Below are 15,112 nucleotides of genomic sequence, written 5' to 3' on the forward strand. Positions count from 1 at the left end.
GACTAGAAAATGAAATCTTTATTAAAGCTTACCTCCCGTAAAATTTCGCTTCGTCATCTACTGATTATTCCCTTTGTATTGCAACTTTCAGCAGCCGTGGGGGTAACGGGTTATTTAACTTTTTTAAGCGGTCGGGAAAGCGTGGGTCGGCTGGCTTCACAGCTCCGCCAGGAAATGAGTTCTCGGATTGAAGCGGAATTGAACCTCTATCTGGAAAGCCCCTACCAATTCAACCACATCAACGCAGCCAGCCTGGCCCAGGGACAAGTCGATTTACAGAATAGCCAGAATGCAGCCCAGTTTTTGCGCCAGGTACAACTTTCTCCTTTTATCTATGCTTCTTACTGCGGGGATGAGTCTGGAGAATATCTGGGGGTCTATCGTCCTGCGGATGATCGCTTTGCACCACCAGGAATGTGGGTGAGCAATGCCGCTTCAGAATACGACCTGTTTTCCTACGACATTGATGTCAATGGCAATCGGCAAGCTCTGGTGGAAGTTGGCAATCCTTACGATCCCCGGCAACGTCCCTGGTACAAGTCAGCCGTTGAAACCGGATCTGCCACCTGGGGGGAGGTCTATTCTGACTTTTTGACGGGGCTGCCAACCCTCACAGCCAGCGAACCCGTTTATGATGCGAACGATCGCCTGATTGGAGTCTGTGCGATCGATGTGAAGCTGCCCCAGGAGTTTCGGCAATTTCTGGCAAATTTATCCATCGGGCAAACGGGCAAAGCCTTTGTGATGGAGCGATCGGGTACATTAGTCTCCAGTTCAACCGATGAACCCATCACGGTACAGCAAGGCGATCGCATTACTCTGATTCAGGCCACTGAAAGCACTGAATCCCTGATCCGGGAAACGGCCCACTTCTTAAAGGCTCAGTTTGGGGATTTTTCTGACCTGACAGAAGCCCAGCAGTTAGATTTTAGCCTCAACCAGGAACGGCAGTTTGTTCAGGTGTTGCCCTTACAAAACGATCGAGGTTTAGATTGGCTGATTGTTCTGGTTGTGCCCGAATCAGATTTTATGGCTCAAATTCATGCCAGTGCCCGCACCACCTTCTGGCTGTGCCTGCTGACCTTGGGGGCAACGACCCTATCGGGAATTCTAATTGCGCGCTGGGTGGCTCGCCCGATTTCACAGTTGGGTCGCGCTAGCCAATTAATTGCCCAGGGAAATTTAGACCAGCAGGTTGATATTCATAACATTGAGGAAATCGACACCCTGGGGCAGTCCTTCAACCAGATGGCAGGGCAGTTGCGTCAGTCCTTTACCGAATTGGAACACATTAATCAAACGCTGGAAGCCCGTGTGGAAGACCGTACGGCTGAACTCAAAGCAGCCAATGATGAAATCAATTTATTGAATGAGAAATTACAAGAAGATAACCTGCGGATGGGAGCAGAACTGAATGTCGCACGGCAATTACAGCAAATGATTTTGCCTAAAGAGCAGGAACTTAACCAAATTCCAGATCTGGATATTGCTGGGTTCATGGAAGTGGCAACGGAGGTGGGTGGAGATTACTATGATGTGATTCAGCGTCAAGCTGGAGTGCTGGTGGGCATTGGGGATGTGACGGGGCATGGATTGGAAAGTGGCGTACTCATGATCATGGCACAAACTGCAATTCGGGCCCTTGCTGCGGCTAACGATGCGGCTCCTGCTACTTTTTTGAATGCCGTCAATCAGGTCATTTATCAAAACGTCCAGCGCATGAGTCCAGGGAAAAACTTGACGCTGTCTCTGCTGGACTATCGAGATGAACAGCTCTGGCTGACCGGACAGCATGAGGAAGTACTGGTCGTCCGGGCAGACGGCAACATTGAGCGGGTTGATACGATCGACCTGGGATTTCCCCTGGGTATGGTCGATGACATCACAGAGTTTGTCGCCCAGGTTCCCATTCATTTGGCTCCAGGAGATGGCATTGTTCTATACACGGACGGTGTGATCGAAGCGGAGAATGACCAACAGCAACTTTATGGACTGGAACGCTTAATGGAGCAAATTCAACACTACTGGCAACAGTCTGCGATCGAGATTCGTCGCGCAATCATTGCCGATGTTCAGCAACATATTGGCGATCGGGCGGTACTGGATGACATTACGCTTGTAGTGTTGAAAAAAGTCAACGAACCATCAACCAACAATCCGCCGATAACGCGCCTCTAACACCGAGTAAATGCCGTAGGCAATAAACCCGAAGGCGACGCTCCCCAACAGCCATGAACCAAAGGGTTGTTCTGCCAGAGCTTGCAGGGCACCCCCCAGTCCGATCGCTTCACTGGGATCAAATTTCCACGCAGCGATGATCAGGAAAATCCCAATTACGCCAAATACGATTCCCCGTGCTGCAATTCCAAAGCGACCCAGACGAATTGTCCAGAATCGCTCTGTGGTGTTCATCTCATTCAGCTTAAACTCATCTCGGAACTTCAGCTTATAGGACTGATAAAGGTAGGACACCCCCAAGCCGATCGTCAACAAGCCGCCAAGCCCAACTATCCATTGCCCAAAGGGCTGAGCCAGCAAGCGGGCCGTCCAATCCTGAGGTGTATTGCTGCTATCACCGTTACCCCCCGATACACTGGCTGCTCCCAGGATCAACTTAACGGCAGTGATTGCCAATCCACAGTAGGCCAGGCTACTGAAGGCATATCCCAGTCGTTGCAAAACTCGCTTCAGGCTGACTTTCTCATGGGAATGGAGCGGATCGAGCAAAGCCTGGACAATTCGCCAGAGGGCATAGCCAAGCAATCCGATCGCCACGACACCCAAAATCATTGAACCAAACGGTGGAATCATCAACGTGTGTAGCGCACCCTCTGTATCGGTGGTTCTGCCGCCTGATCCTGTAGCCGCCTGGGCCGCCAGCCAGCCGATCGTAAGATACACTAATCCTTTCGCAGTATAGCCAAATCGAGCCAGGGATTCCACCCAGGGATGGGAAGCGGCTCGCTTAATCGGACGCTTTAATGCTTTTTGAGGTGAATGGTGCTGTGACATACCTGTGATTGAAGAAAATAGTGTTATGGGAAATGTTATGGAAAAATGAATAACTGCTCGATCTGACTCAATCAAGGATTAGAGGGCGATCGAACATCTGAACTCAAGAAAATGCCAGAATCTTACAATCAGTCACCCTGGTTTAGTGAACAGCACGTGAGTACAGTTAGATACCATCACAACGTAACAAAAACATCTCCTAGTTTCGTAGAAATTGGCTCTAGTAGCGTCTATCTGAAGTCAACAGAAGCTTCCTTTCGTCCTCCATCCGAAGGTAGAGGCAAGGTCAACCTCCAAATACTTCAAACTAGAAAAATGAGTACTCCATAGGCGATCGCGCCTGTCAAAAATGACCAGAAGCAACTTTCCCGTTCCTCTGGTAGTTCTTCTTTGAGAATATTGAGGATAATCGCTCCGGCAATCAAAGCATGAATAACTGCGATCGTTCCTTCATGGACTGCAAGGGTTTCTCCCAACACGGCCCCCGCGACAATAGCTCCTGCCAGGATCCAGCGTCCGTACTTATCGTATAAATGCTTGTGGTGTTCTCTGAGGCTGCGATCGTTCACCATAAAATGCAGCCCAAAGGCAATGAAAAATAAGATAGATGCGGTTACTCCCTGCTGGGCAAACTCTTGCAGAAGATATCCCAGAATGGCATTGTAAACAGCAAAGGAAAAGATATGTAGCCCAAAAATCTCCAGACTCGTCCAATCCCGTCCTTGAGTATGTTGATTAAACGTGCGCGATCGCAAAGCTAAACTTTCTAAGCCATAAAATACCGTGAGTCCCACAAAAGACAGCAGGTAAACGTGATCCTCTAAAAACGCCAGGAAAGGAATATCGATATCTTCGAGCTGCGCCTGAGAATGACTGAGTTCCGGCAATATATCAAGAAATAAGTAAGCGATGGAAACCCCTCCTGCTAAAGACTTCCAGCGACGCTGCGGGATGAGTTCCAGAAATTTCCAGCTCGATGCTGAAATGTGGATCAGAGCCAGGGCGATCGCCAGTAATAAACTAAGGATTTCCATTTCTTGAGGAATGCGAACTGAATAATCTGAAATTCTTGTAGGGTGGGCATCTTGCTCGTCCAGTCAGCAAAAACGATTTACAGGTTATTTAATCCATGATCCTGAGCCTTGGATTTCGGAGAACGGTAAATCCGAATTCAAACGCTTATCCTATGGAGTATCCTCATCTGGATCAACTCCCAGGAACCTTAACCGTTCCGCCAGTCGTTCCGCCCGTTGGCGTTCCTGCTCGGCCCGTTGGCGTTCCTGCTCGGCCCGTTGGCGTTCCTGCTCGGCCCGTTGGCGTTCTTGCTCCGCTTCCGTCGAAATCCAGTGCCCTTTCGCATCATACCAGCGCAACCAGAGCCGATGAATCCCGGCATATTCTCCCTGCCATAAACCCAACCCCAACCCAATATCTGGCATCCAGATCTTCGGTTCCCGGAGATCAAGCTCTTGATACTGTCCGGCTTGAAGGGTAAAAACCTGTAGGCATTCAGTGTAGCGACTAAAGACAATGTAGTAGGGGATTCGCAAAATCTTCTCATAAACCTGCCATTTGGTGGGCGGTTGATCATTTTCCCGTTCAACCCGTCCCAGGTCTTCATCCTCTGTACCCGGCGACAGCAATTCCACCACCACCACCGGACTGATTCCCTCTTGCCAAATCACATAGCTGCGGCGTAAATCTCGTCCTTCATAAAGCCTGGGCACACCCACCACGCCAAACCAATCGGGTCGCTTATACCAGTTGGGATAGCGGACATCGTAGTAGAGGTTCATGTCACTGGCGCTAAACACCTGCTCTGGTTGATGGGAGGGAGGCTGAAAGGTGATCCGCAATAGCTCAGGTTGAAAGTCATGAAATTCATCCGGCAAGCCAGGTTCCTCCGGATCTTCGCTGGGTAAGTCATACATGGTGGGCAGCGTTTCCCTGGGAGGACGGGGAGGATCGGTTTGCTCGATGGATCTGGCAAAAGACATGACAACCTCTTTCGCAACTTGGAAAACGACCTATAGAGCTATTTTAGCCATCGTTAGCCCTTAGAAGTCCATCCAACCTTGATCACTGCTTCTGATACTCCGTCCCACTGTTTGGGCATTCTAGGTGCTAGTTCACGTCAGTTGCGCCTGCGAGGCAATGTCTATGCCCGAACCGCAGATTTCTGCCATCATTTGTACCCACAATCGAGATGCCTACTTAGGAGCAGCGATCGATAGCCTGCTAGCACAAACCTTTGCTGGCGAGTTTGAGGTGATTGTGGTAGACAATGCCTCAAGCGATCGAACCCGTGAGGTCGTCGAATCTCGCTTACCCCATCCACGTTTGCAGTATGTCTATGAACCTGTTACTGGACTTTCAGTGGCGCGAAATACCGGAGCGAAGGTCGCGCAAAGCCCAATTCTGGCCTATCTCGATGATGATGCAGTGGCTACCCCATCCTGGTTAAGCGACCTATATCAGGCCTATCAACAGAATGAACAACTGGCGATCGCTGGCGGTAAAGTCACCCTCCTCTGGGCAGCAGGCACTACTCCCCCCCGATGGCTCTCTCCAGGGCTAGCTGGAAATTTGGGAGCCTATGACTTGGGGGATGAAGTCGTGTACATCGATCGTCCCAGCCTGACACCCAGAGGGCTAAACTACTCTATCCGTCGAGACTTTTTGGAGCAAGTAGGCGGCTTTGATCTCAACCTGGGACGAGTCGGTAAATCCCTCTTATCTAATGAAGAACTGCGGATGACGGAACTCGCTCTAGCTCAAGGCTGGCAGGTTGCTTACCTCCCTAATGCGATCGTCGCCCATCACGTTGCACCCGAACGCCTGAACCGCTCCTGGTTCCTTAGCCGGGGCTGGTGGCAGGGTATCAGCGAGTGTTACCGGGAACAGCTAGCCGGACGAGCCGGTTGGGGGCAACTCCGGCGCGGCACAGAACGATTCCTCCGTGGACTCTATCAATCCCTCAAATACTTTAACCACCCCGCCCAACGTTTTGACAGCTTCGCCTATGCCTACGGGCAAATTGGTTATCTCAAAGCGGCGATCGAGGGAATGGTTAAGAAGAGAAGTGAGGAGTGAGGAGTGAGGGGTGAGGAGCCAGGAGTCAGAAGTCAGAAGTGCTCACCACCAAGCTCCTGATCGGTTTTCAAAGCCTTTGGTGGGCAGTGCCCACCCTACTTTTCTCCTCCCTCCCCACTCCCTATTCCCCACTCCCCACTCCCTACTCCCTACTCCCCACTCCCTACTCCCTACTCCCTATTCCCCACTCCCCACTCCCTATGACTACCAAACTCCCCATCTCCGTCCTAATTCCTGCTAAAAACGAAGAAGCCAATCTGCCTGCCTGCCTGGAAAGCGTGGTCAGAGCCGATGAAATATTTGTGGTGGATTCTCAGAGTACCGATCGATCGATTGAGATTGCCGAACAGCGTGGTGCAACCGTCGTCCAGTTTCAGTTCAATGGCCGGTGGCCTAAGAAGAAAAACTGGTCGCTGGAGAATTTGCCCTTTCGCAATGAGTGGGTGCTAATTGTCGATTGTGATGAGCGCATTACTCCCGAATTATGGGATGAAATTGCAGAAGCGATTCAAAATCCGGAATATGCCGGTTACTACCTGAATCGACGGGTCTTCTTCCTGGGGCAATGGATTCGGCATGGTGGCAAATATCCTGACTGGAATTTGCGTCTGTTTCGACATCAAAAAGGACGATACGAAAACTTGAATACTGAGGAAATCCGCAATACCGGAGATAACGAAGTTCATGAACACGTTGTTCTGGAAGGGAAAGTGGGCTATCTCAAAGAAGATATGCTGCACATTGACTTCCGCGATATTTTTCAATGGTTGGAGCGTCATAACCGCTATTCCAACTGGGAAGCCAGGGTCTATTACAACTTGCTGACCGGCATGGGCGAAGGCGGGACGATCGGCGCAAATCTACTTGGAGACTCGGTGCAGCGTAAGCGGTTCCTCAAGAAAATCTGGGTGCGTCTTCCCTTCAAACCCTTGCTTCGGTTTATCTTGTCCTATTTCATCCGCCTGGGTTTCCTGGATGGCAAAGCTGGCTACATCTACGCTCGTTTACTCAGTCAGTACGAGTATCAAATCGGGGTCAAACTCCACGAAATCCAGCAATTTAATGGTCAGTTAAACAAGTCTCCCGCTCCGGCGACGGTGCGATCGGTGAGTTAGGACTGAGGGCTGAGGGCTGAGTGTTGAGGACTGAAGAAGTCTCGCGCATCATCGGCGGACTCCGTGCTTCCGTCGATCGCCAAAAGAACCAACAGAGCTAATCTAAATTTCCTCCAAATCCCCTCCAAACCCCCTCCAAACTATGCAACCTCCAACCTCTCCCCAAAACCTCTCCTCTCCCTCCTTCCCCCTCCCTCCTCAGTCCTCAGTCCTCAGTCCTCAGTCCTCAGTCCTCAGTCCTCAGTCCTCAACACTCACTAACCTCCACCACTACAACCAATCCCACTTCGATCGCGGTCGTTCAGGATGGGTGATCTTGCTGTGGTGGTTGGTGCAGGCGATCGTGTTTCCGCTGACTCCTCACAGTTTCCATGCACCTCGAATTGCAGTGTTGCGGCTATTTGGGGCAAAATTGGACGCGGGGTGATTATTCGGCCAACAGCTCGATTTACCTATCCCTGGAAAGTGACGATCGGTGAGTATAGCTGGATTGGTGATGATGTGGTGCTGTATAGCCTGGATCAGATTTGGATTGGGGCACATTGCGTGATTTCTCAGAAAAGCTATCTCTGTACTGGAAGCCACGATATTCAGGATCCGGCGTTCGGTTTACAAACAGCTCCGATTCAGGTGGGTCATGGGGTTTGGGTGGCAGCAGATTGCTTTGTGGCTCCGGGGGTGACGATTGGAGCCAATGCCGTGATTGGGGCCCGGAGCAGTGTGTTCAAGTCGATGCCGGAGCAGCAGGTGTGCTGGGGAAATCCCTGTCAACCTCGCTACCAGAGGGAAGTGAAGCTGAGTTAATGCGATCGCCTGAGTACAATTGCCTGAGTACAATCGCCTGAATACAACCACTCAAGGGATATTCAACCCCAGCGATATCCAGCCCTCAACGCTTCTTGCGCTTCGATGACTTGGGTGTCTTGTCGGGCAGCTCAGATGCTAACTTCAACGCAGACTTAGGCTTTTTAGGCGGTTCGTAATCATAATCCGGTTCTTGAAACCGAACGATCGGCGGAACGTACTCTTCTTCGTCTGCCTCGGCAAAATTGTCCTCTTTTGCCATCAATTGAGCAAGGGCTTCCTGGACATCAGGTGGCATATGCCGCTTCAAGCTATCAATGAACGACTGCTCGGTTAGTCCTCCTCCCGGCTCATCACTCAGGGGTTCAACGGGTTCAAGGCTGGCTGCAAACCGACTGGCTTCCGCTGCAAATTCTTCGGCCGAGACGCTATCGGGGGGTTGCCACCGATGGACAAAATCAAACCGCCACAGCTTGGGGTAGTCTTCCACGATCGCGCTTTTGAGATCGTGAATGCCAGTCATTGCCTGCTGATGGACTTGATCGGAAATCATTTGTTTGGCAAGCAAAAAGTCATACACATAGGACATTCCCCATAGCAATCCGAAGCCGATCGCCTGAGTCATAGACAGCAACCCACCAATCATCTGGTGAACGGTGTAATCGAGGTCATCCTGCTCAAAGGCAAAGTAAAGTTCGGGTTGGGAAAGCTTTTTGTTGGGAATTTGTCGATTGTCCAGGAAGTTCACTACTGATTTCCAAATGGCATAACTGCAAACAAAGCTCATTTGCTTTTGTTTGGCCATGTATTGATAAAAGCCAATGGAGAGGGTACGAAGGGCTGCGGCCCGATCGCGCTTAAACTGGGCCAGGAAAGCTGGATTTTTTTCGACTTCCGTCGTTAGACTTTGCTGAATTTCGGCAATCCACTTCGGCTTTTTGGGAAACCCATACCGCACGGTTTCCTCTAGAAATGCATCCCAGTCAACCGATTCATCCTGCTGAAGCTGTTCATAGGCACGTTGCATTCGATCGTACAGCAACACATTGCTGAACTCCATTTCAGTCCCCCGAATCACCATGGGAGAATCCTTCACGGGTTCGTAGGCCGCCTGACACAGTTCGATCGCCAAATCTCTGGCATCGTATAGCTTCAGGTAATCCAACGTCATCAACGTTTGATCGATGTCCTCAACCGGATTGAGCAGGAATTGTCCTAGCCCTTCCCGCACCTGCTCCAGATCGTTTTTGTAAAGAAAATACTCAATCAGCAAACTATCCAGAAAGGGGAATTCTGCTTGATGGAACTCAGGCTGCTGTTGGTGTAATACATGAAGCAACGCAACGGCTTTCTCAAGCTGATTTTTATGAACCAACTCATCGCGCATCATTGCCAGCAGCAGCCCCAGATCCAGGTCTTCTATCAGGTCTGGAGTGAGCGGTTGGGACAGTGCATCCAGGAGCATATCGTACTGCTGTTTGACGGAGGCAGCATCGTACTCTGTATTCCATTGCTCCGGATTAGCTACTGATAATGTCATCATGAACCTCCGCTAGACAGAACCGAAGCCATTTTACAGGCATGATCGCATGGTTTGCTGTTGCGATCATAGCCATTCGCAATATTGGTTAACCTAAAGCGGTTGGATACTCCCAGCCTGACAATCTCTGAGCCACAATCGCATGGCCTGAGCAATCACACCCTGGCTACTATCCTGAGGGGGAGTAGACGGTTCATTAGCTGGAACATTGCCGATCGCTGAAAACAGAAAGACCAGTCGCCAGCCACGGGTCGTTTGGGTCAAAAAGGCCCAATGGTGATGCTGTAACCGTACCGAAGTATTGGGGACATACTGGCGTTCCAGCGTGGTAAAGAAAATTTGCGTAGTGTCGTCTTCTCGGAGGGGGGTGTACTCCCTGGAGACAAGGGGTAGCGGTTCCAATTCTGGACGGTCTACCAGCAGGACGTACCCCGGTATATTATTCTGCGTTCGCCAGTCCAAGGGATAAGCCCGTTGATTGACGCGATTGGCATAGCTGGGTAAGTCCCGCAACAACAGCGGCAGTAGTTCCTCTAACTCATTGGGGCACTGCATGAGTGGGCGAATGTACTGAGTTTCCATAGTGCGCTGGGTTTCCGAGCTGGCGATCGTCCCTCGATCCCTCTGTGGTAGCGATTCCCCAGCGAAGGATGTCACTGGCAAAGACGGCATGATTCCCAACGCTAGTCCACCCAGGAGTAACCTGCTACCCCAACGAACGATCGCCGCTTGCCATTGCTGAAGCCCATCCTCCATCGCTTCTTCCTCCCTCAGCCGAACCGGGTTACACAATTTTTTGTCCAGGCTATATCTTCCCCAGGCTCAGTAGATCGAAAATGAATTGCATTCACGGCACTGCCTGCTGTTGATCCCCCTAAATCCCCCTTAAAAAGGGGGACTTCAAACCTCTTTTGGATCGGTTCCCCCTTTTTTAAGGGGGGCTAGGGGGGATCTAAACAGGGTTTGCGATCTACTGAGGCTATATTTTTCCAGGCTATAACTTGCCTCCCTCCTCTCCCGTCAAATCCTGACCGATTCGCTGAAATGCGGCTGCCGGATCTTCTGCCATTGTAATGGGACGACCAACCACTAAATAATCTGCCCCTGCCTTGAAGGCTGCCTCAGGGGTTAGGGTTCGTTTCTGATCCTTCGCCTCTGCCCAGCGGGGACGCACCCCCGGACAAACCAGCAAAAAATCTTGACCACAAACGTCCCGCAGTTGCGCTGCTTCTTGGGGAGAGCAAACCACCCCTGCCAGTCCACTCTCCTGGGCCAGCAAAGCCATTTGCAGGGCATAGTCATTTAACTCCAGGGGAATTTTAAGTTCAAAGGCCAGCGATCGCGGGGTGAGACTCGTTAGCACCGTAATCGCAATCACTTTCGGTGGAGAACACCCTGCCTCTGCCGCGCCTGCCTCTGCCGCCGCTTGAGCTGCCCTGAGAGCCTCCTGCCCCGCCGCCGCATGAACCGTCAGCAAATCCACCCCATACCGCCCTGCTGCCCGACAGGCTCCTGCCATTGTATTAGGAATGTCATGAAACTTGAGATCCAAAAAAATCCGCTTCTGGCGTTCCTTCAGGATGTTGAGAATACCGGCTCCAGTGCTGGTAAATAACTCCAACCCCACTTTCCAAAAGGTGACATCGGGCAGGCGATCGAGCAGGGCCAGCGCATCCGCTTCAGAGGGAACGTCGAGGGGAACAATAATGCGATCGAGCATGGTAGGGAATGGGGAGTGGGGAGTGGGGAATGGGGAGTGGGGAGGGAGAAGGAGTCGGGAGTCGGGAGTCGAGAGGAGAAAAGGAGAAGGAGGGAGAGGAGAAAAGGAGAAGGAGGGAGAGGAGAAATGTAGGTGGGCACTGCCCACCAAAGGCTTTGAAAACCGATCGGGAGCTTTGAAACCTGATCAGGAGCTTGGTGATGAGCACTGCCTACCCTACTTCTGACTCCTCACTCCTCACTCCTCACTCCTCACTCCTCACCAGCCTGACAAACTTCCGCTTACCGACTTGCAGCAACTTGCCTTCCAACTCCTCTGCCGACTCGAAGGTGCGATCGACCTGTTTGATCGGTTCACCCTCCAGGCGGACGGCTCCTCCCTGAATTTGACGACGGGCATCAGAACTGCTGCTACATAGTCCGGCCGCACTGAGGATGTAGAACAGCTTGGCGGGAAAACTGACGTTAGATAGGGAAAATTCGACAGCTTCTCCGACATGATCTAATTTACCTCCGGCGACGGCTCTGGCGGCTTGCTGGGCTGCCACTGCGGCATCTTTTCCGTGGTACTGGGTGGTCACTTCCAGGGCAAGGAGTTCCTGGCGATCGCGGGCAGTTTCGGGGAGTTGTTCAAGCGGCAAATTTGTGAGTAGCTCGAAGTACTCTTCCACCAGCGCATCGGGTGTTTTTTGCAGCTTGTTATACATATCCTGAGCCGTATCCATTAGCCCCACATAGTTGCCCAGGGACTTTGACATTTTTTGTACCCCGTCTGTGCCAACCAAAATCGGCAGCAGTAACCCGAACTGGGGAGATTGCCCAAAGTGACGCTGTAAGTCTCGTCCGACAGCCAAGTTGAATTTTTGATCCGTGCCGCCTAACTCCACATCAGCCTGTACGGCTACCGAGTCATAGCCCTGCATCAGGGGATACAGGAACTCATGTAAATAAATGGGGGTTTCTTTTTTGTACCGTTCCGCAAATCCTTCCTTGGCCAGCATTTGCCCGACGGTCATCGTCCCCAACAATTCCAGCGTTTGGGACAGATCCAAACCCGCCAACCATTCCGAGTTGTAACGAATTTCCAATTTCTCTGGAGAAAAGTCTAGAATAGGGCGAACCTGCTCTAGATAGGTTTCAGCATTTTGCTTCACCTGCTCTACCGTTAGTTGCTTTCGCACTTCTGATTTGCCAGTGGGATCCCCAATTCGGGCGGTAAAGTCGCCAATAATCAGCACGGCTTTGTGTCCAGCGTCCTGGAAGGCCCGGAGTTTACGAATCACAATGCTATGCCCCAGGTGGATTTCTGTCCCAGTGGGGTCAATGCCCAGCTTAATCCGTAAGGGGCGATCGGCCTGGGCTAGACGCACCTCCAGGTTTTCGTTGGCATCGGTAGAATCTGGCTGGTGAGGGAAAATCTCATTTGTCCCTCGGTGGAGCCAGGAAAAAGATTGCGCTACAGTCTTAGTGGGTTGATCAGAAGCCATACATATTTACTTGGCAATTTACTCGCAAGATCCGCTACACTCTCTGCAATGTTTGTCTGCAATCTGCAATATTCATTTGAGTGTAATGGGTCGTTTAACAAACAACCTACTATAATTGCAAAACTTGTGAGGAATTAACACTAGCTGTGTCATCCAACCCTGCCAGATCAAAGCCAATCTCTCCCAAATCGTCCCGGAAAAGTAAAGCTGCGGGGACGACCAATCCGGTTGTGGGATATTTGCTGGGCGTTACTCAAGTGACTGCGGGTACGCTCCTGACCATCACCATGTTGTCTAGCTCCATAGTGGCTGGTGGACTCGTTGGTTTGGCTCTCAGCTTCCGAAATTTGCCAGATGTGCGGCTGCTGCGTAACTATATCCCGTCGGAAACCAGCTACATCTACGATTTGAATGGGACGTTGCTCTCCAGCATCCATGATGAGGCCAACCGGGATGTCGTCGATCTCAACAATGTCTCGCCCCACCTGAAGCGGGCTGTGCTGGCGATCGAAGATAGCTACTTTTTCTCTCACCACGGTATTAATCCTCCCAGCGTGACCGGGCCTTTCTGGCGAACCTCCAGGAAGGAGAAACCGTTGAGGGTGGCTCGACTGTGACGATGCAGTTGGTGAAAAACCTGTTTTTGTCCCCCGATCGCACCGTCAGCCGGAAGCTGGCGGAAGCGGTGTTAGCCCTGCGCCTGGAGCAAGTTTTCTCCAAGGATCAAATTCTGGAGATGTACTTGAACCAGGTGTACTGGGGTCACAATACCTATGGGGCAGAAACCGCTGCTAAAAGTTACTTCAGTAAGCGCGCTTCAGAACTTACGCTAGCAGAAGCAGCAATGATGGCTGGGTTGATTCAGGCTCCTGAAGGGTACAGTCCGTTTGTCAACTATCAACTCGCCAAACAGCGCCAAGCGGTCGTTCTGGAACGGATGCAGATTTTAGGATGGATCACGCCAGAGGAAGCGGAGGAAGCCAGGGCCCAACCCATTGTTCTGGGGCAGATTACTTCCTTCCAGGGTAGCCAGGTTCCCTATGTTACCGATGCGGTTGTGCAGGAATTAACCGATCGCTTTGGGCAGGATGCTGTGCTGAAGGGCGGCATGCGGGTACAGACAACGATCGACCTGGAACTCCAGCGATTGGCGGAAGAGGTGGCGCGTAGTGGGCTGGCATCGGTGCAGTACCAGGGAGTTTATGCCGATCAAATTTCGATCGTGGCCGTTGATCCCCGGACGCACTTCGTCAAGGCAATGGTGGGTGGGGTAGATTACGATCAGAGCCAGTATAACCGCGCCGTTCAAGCACTGCGACAGCCCGGCTCCGCCTTTAAACCCTTTGTTTACTATGCAGCCTTTGCCACGGGTCGGTATGCTCCGGACTCAACGATCATGGATACGCCCGTGAGCTATCCTGACGGAGATGGTTACTATACGCCGCAAAACTACGATCGCAGCTTCGGTGGAGCCATGTCGATGCGGCAAGCGATGGCCATGTCACGGAATGTTCCGGCGATTCGGCTGGGGCAGGAAGTGAGTATTAACCGGGTGATTGAGATCTGCCGGATTTTGGGGATCAAGAGTCCGATGGAGCCTGTGACTTCTCTGCCACTGGGAGCCGTTGACCTCACTCCCCTGGAAATGGCTGCCTCCTTTGCCACCTTTGCCAATGGCGGATGGCAGTCGGAAACCACCACGATCGTCCAGGTGATGGATAGCCAGGGTAATATTTTACTGGACAATACGCCGAACCCCCAACTGGTGCTTGACCCGTGGGCGGTAGCTGCTCTGAATGATGTGATGCAGGCCGTCATTAACAATGGAACCGGAACGGCAGCCCGGCTCGATCGTCCAGCAGCGGGTAAAACTGGAACCACGTCAGCAGAGCGGGATATCTGGTTTGTTGGTTACGTACCACAACTGTCTGTTTCCGTCTGGATTGGCCGCGATGATTATGGCCCCCTTGGCGGTGGAGCAACGGGAGGGGGCTATGTCGCTCCGATTTGGCGCAACTTCATGCAGCAAGCATTAAGTGGAGTTCCAGTTGAGACATTCCCACCTGCCTCAAATTTTGTGCGTCCATAGCTTTGTCTATCCATCACACTGGGTTCTGCTCAGGTGGGGCACCCATCACGGTTGATGAATGGTCATTATTGAACAATCCCAGTCATCATTGAACAATCCCAATAAGGTGCAAGGAATGTGCACCTTAGATTCCAGTTATGCGATCGTCTCTTAAACGTTCCTTCACAAAGCAGATGGAAATTGTGCAGTTTTGATTGCGAATGGACAAATTAAGTACACGAGTCTTGTTGTTGTTCTAAACTTGAGATTAATT

At 51.5% G+C, this 15,112-nt stretch carries 10 protein-coding genes and 2 pseudogenes; 5 read left to right on the top strand and 7 right to left on the bottom strand.

The genetic code is table 11. The features are described 5' to 3' along the window. The first annotated feature begins 9 nt into the window (after nt 1-9). Nucleotides 10-2,178 (top strand): SpoIIE family protein phosphatase, encoded by a 2,169-nt coding sequence (locus tag ACM1PF_RS29740; protein WP_416669935.1) that lies wholly within the window; start codon nt 10-12, stop codon nt 2,176-2,178. Here the strand turns inward: ACM1PF_RS29740 and ACM1PF_RS29745 are convergent. The 3 genes from ACM1PF_RS29745 to ACM1PF_RS29755 form a co-directional block, all read right to left on the bottom strand. Next, nucleotides 2,146-3,012, bottom strand: coding sequence for a DUF1206 domain-containing protein (locus ACM1PF_RS29745; RefSeq protein WP_416669937.1), 867 nt, complete (start codon nt 3,010-3,012; stop codon nt 2,146-2,148). The genes ACM1PF_RS29740 and ACM1PF_RS29745 overlap by 33 nt on opposite strands. Nucleotides 3,013-3,314: 302 nt before the next feature. Continuing rightward, the gene (locus ACM1PF_RS29750; protein WP_416669939.1) at nt 3,315-4,046 is read right to left on the bottom strand and encodes a hypothetical protein; all 732 of its coding nucleotides are present in this window, start codon (nt 4,044-4,046) and stop codon (nt 3,315-3,317) included. A 150-nt stretch (nt 4,047-4,196) separates the two neighbouring features. Continuing rightward, complete coding sequence (locus ACM1PF_RS29755; RefSeq protein ID WP_416669941.1) at nt 4,197-5,009, bottom strand: Uma2 family endonuclease; 813 nt, start codon at nt 5,007-5,009, stop codon at nt 4,197-4,199. A gap of 163 nt (nt 5,010-5,172) precedes the next feature. Between ACM1PF_RS29755 and ACM1PF_RS29760 the strand changes: the two genes are divergently transcribed. From ACM1PF_RS29760 to hpsU, 3 genes and pseudogenes are all read left to right on the top strand, one after another. After that, nucleotides 5,173-6,105 carry a glycosyltransferase family 2 protein gene (locus tag ACM1PF_RS29760; protein WP_416669943.1) on the top strand — a complete coding sequence of 311 codons (933 nt, stop codon included), beginning with the start codon at nt 5,173-5,175 and terminating at the stop codon, nt 6,103-6,105. Nucleotides 6,106-6,305: 200 nt separating this feature from the next. After that, on the top strand, nt 6,306-7,220 hold the full coding sequence (locus tag ACM1PF_RS29765; RefSeq protein WP_416676857.1) for a glycosyltransferase family 2 protein: 915 nt from the start codon (nt 6,306-6,308) through the stop codon (nt 7,218-7,220). Between the two features lie 142 nt (nt 7,221-7,362). Continuing rightward, nucleotides 7,363-8,024 (top strand): annotated as a pseudogene (gene hpsU, locus ACM1PF_RS29770) (hormogonium polysaccharide biosynthesis acetyltransferase HpsU). Nucleotides 8,025-8,109: 85 nt separating this feature from the next. Here hpsU and ACM1PF_RS29775 read toward each other — a convergent pair. The 4 genes from ACM1PF_RS29775 to tyrS form a co-directional block, all read right to left on the bottom strand. Beyond that, nucleotides 8,110-9,567, bottom strand: coding sequence for a hypothetical protein (locus ACM1PF_RS29775; protein ID WP_416669945.1), 1,458 nt, complete (start codon nt 9,565-9,567; stop codon nt 8,110-8,112). 90 nt (nt 9,568-9,657) lie between these two features. Next, nucleotides 9,658-10,320, bottom strand: coding sequence for a hypothetical protein (locus ACM1PF_RS29780; RefSeq protein ID WP_416669947.1), 663 nt, complete (start codon nt 10,318-10,320; stop codon nt 9,658-9,660). A 238-nt stretch (nt 10,321-10,558) separates the two neighbouring features. Next, complete coding sequence (gene pyrF, locus ACM1PF_RS29785; RefSeq protein ID WP_416676859.1) at nt 10,559-11,284, bottom strand: orotidine-5'-phosphate decarboxylase; 726 nt, start codon at nt 11,282-11,284, stop codon at nt 10,559-10,561. Between the two features lie 244 nt (nt 11,285-11,528). Beyond that, nucleotides 11,529-12,770 carry a tyrosine--tRNA ligase gene (gene tyrS, locus ACM1PF_RS29790; protein ID WP_416669949.1) on the bottom strand — a complete coding sequence of 414 codons (1,242 nt, stop codon included), beginning with the start codon at nt 12,768-12,770 and terminating at the stop codon, nt 11,529-11,531. 176 nt (nt 12,771-12,946) lie between these two features. On the opposite strand from tyrS, the pseudogene ACM1PF_RS29795 reads away from it, so the two are divergent. Continuing rightward, a pseudogene (locus ACM1PF_RS29795) lies at nt 12,947-14,859 on the top strand (transglycosylase domain-containing protein). The last annotated feature ends 253 nt before the right edge of the window (nt 14,860-15,112 follow it).

Source organism: Egbenema bharatensis FJBBOT/2019, from assembly GCF_048077055.1.
In the GTDB taxonomy this organism is placed as follows: Bacteria; Cyanobacteriota; Cyanobacteriia; order Elainellales; family Elainellaceae; genus Egbenema; species Egbenema bharatensis.

Bases quoted from the DNA above. Each gene is read 5' to 3' on its own strand.
- ACM1PF_RS29740 (WP_416669935.1), top strand. From the start codon at position 10: ATGAAATCTTTATTAAAGCTTACCTCCCGTAAAATTTCGCTTCGTCAT.
- ACM1PF_RS29745 (WP_416669937.1), bottom strand. From the start codon at position 3,012: ATGTCACAGCACCATTCACCTCAAAAAGCATTAAAGCGTCCGATTAAG.
- ACM1PF_RS29750 (WP_416669939.1), bottom strand. From the start codon at position 4,046: ATGGAAATCCTTAGTTTATTACTGGCGATCGCCCTGGCTCTGATCCAC.
- ACM1PF_RS29755 (WP_416669941.1), bottom strand. From the start codon at position 5,009: ATGTCTTTTGCCAGATCCATCGAGCAAACCGATCCTCCCCGTCCTCCC.
- ACM1PF_RS29760 (WP_416669943.1), top strand. From the start codon at position 5,173: ATGCCCGAACCGCAGATTTCTGCCATCATTTGTACCCACAATCGAGAT.
- ACM1PF_RS29765 (WP_416676857.1), top strand. From the start codon at position 6,306: ATGACTACCAAACTCCCCATCTCCGTCCTAATTCCTGCTAAAAACGAA.
- ACM1PF_RS29775 (WP_416669945.1), bottom strand. From the start codon at position 9,567: ATGATGACATTATCAGTAGCTAATCCGGAGCAATGGAATACAGAGTAC.
- ACM1PF_RS29780 (WP_416669947.1), bottom strand. From the start codon at position 10,320: ATGGAGGATGGGCTTCAGCAATGGCAAGCGGCGATCGTTCGTTGGGGT.
- pyrF (WP_416676859.1), bottom strand. From the start codon at position 11,284: ATGCTCGATCGCATTATTGTTCCCCTCGACGTTCCCTCTGAAGCGGAT.
- tyrS (WP_416669949.1), bottom strand. From the start codon at position 12,770: ATGGCTTCTGATCAACCCACTAAGACTGTAGCGCAATCTTTTTCCTGG.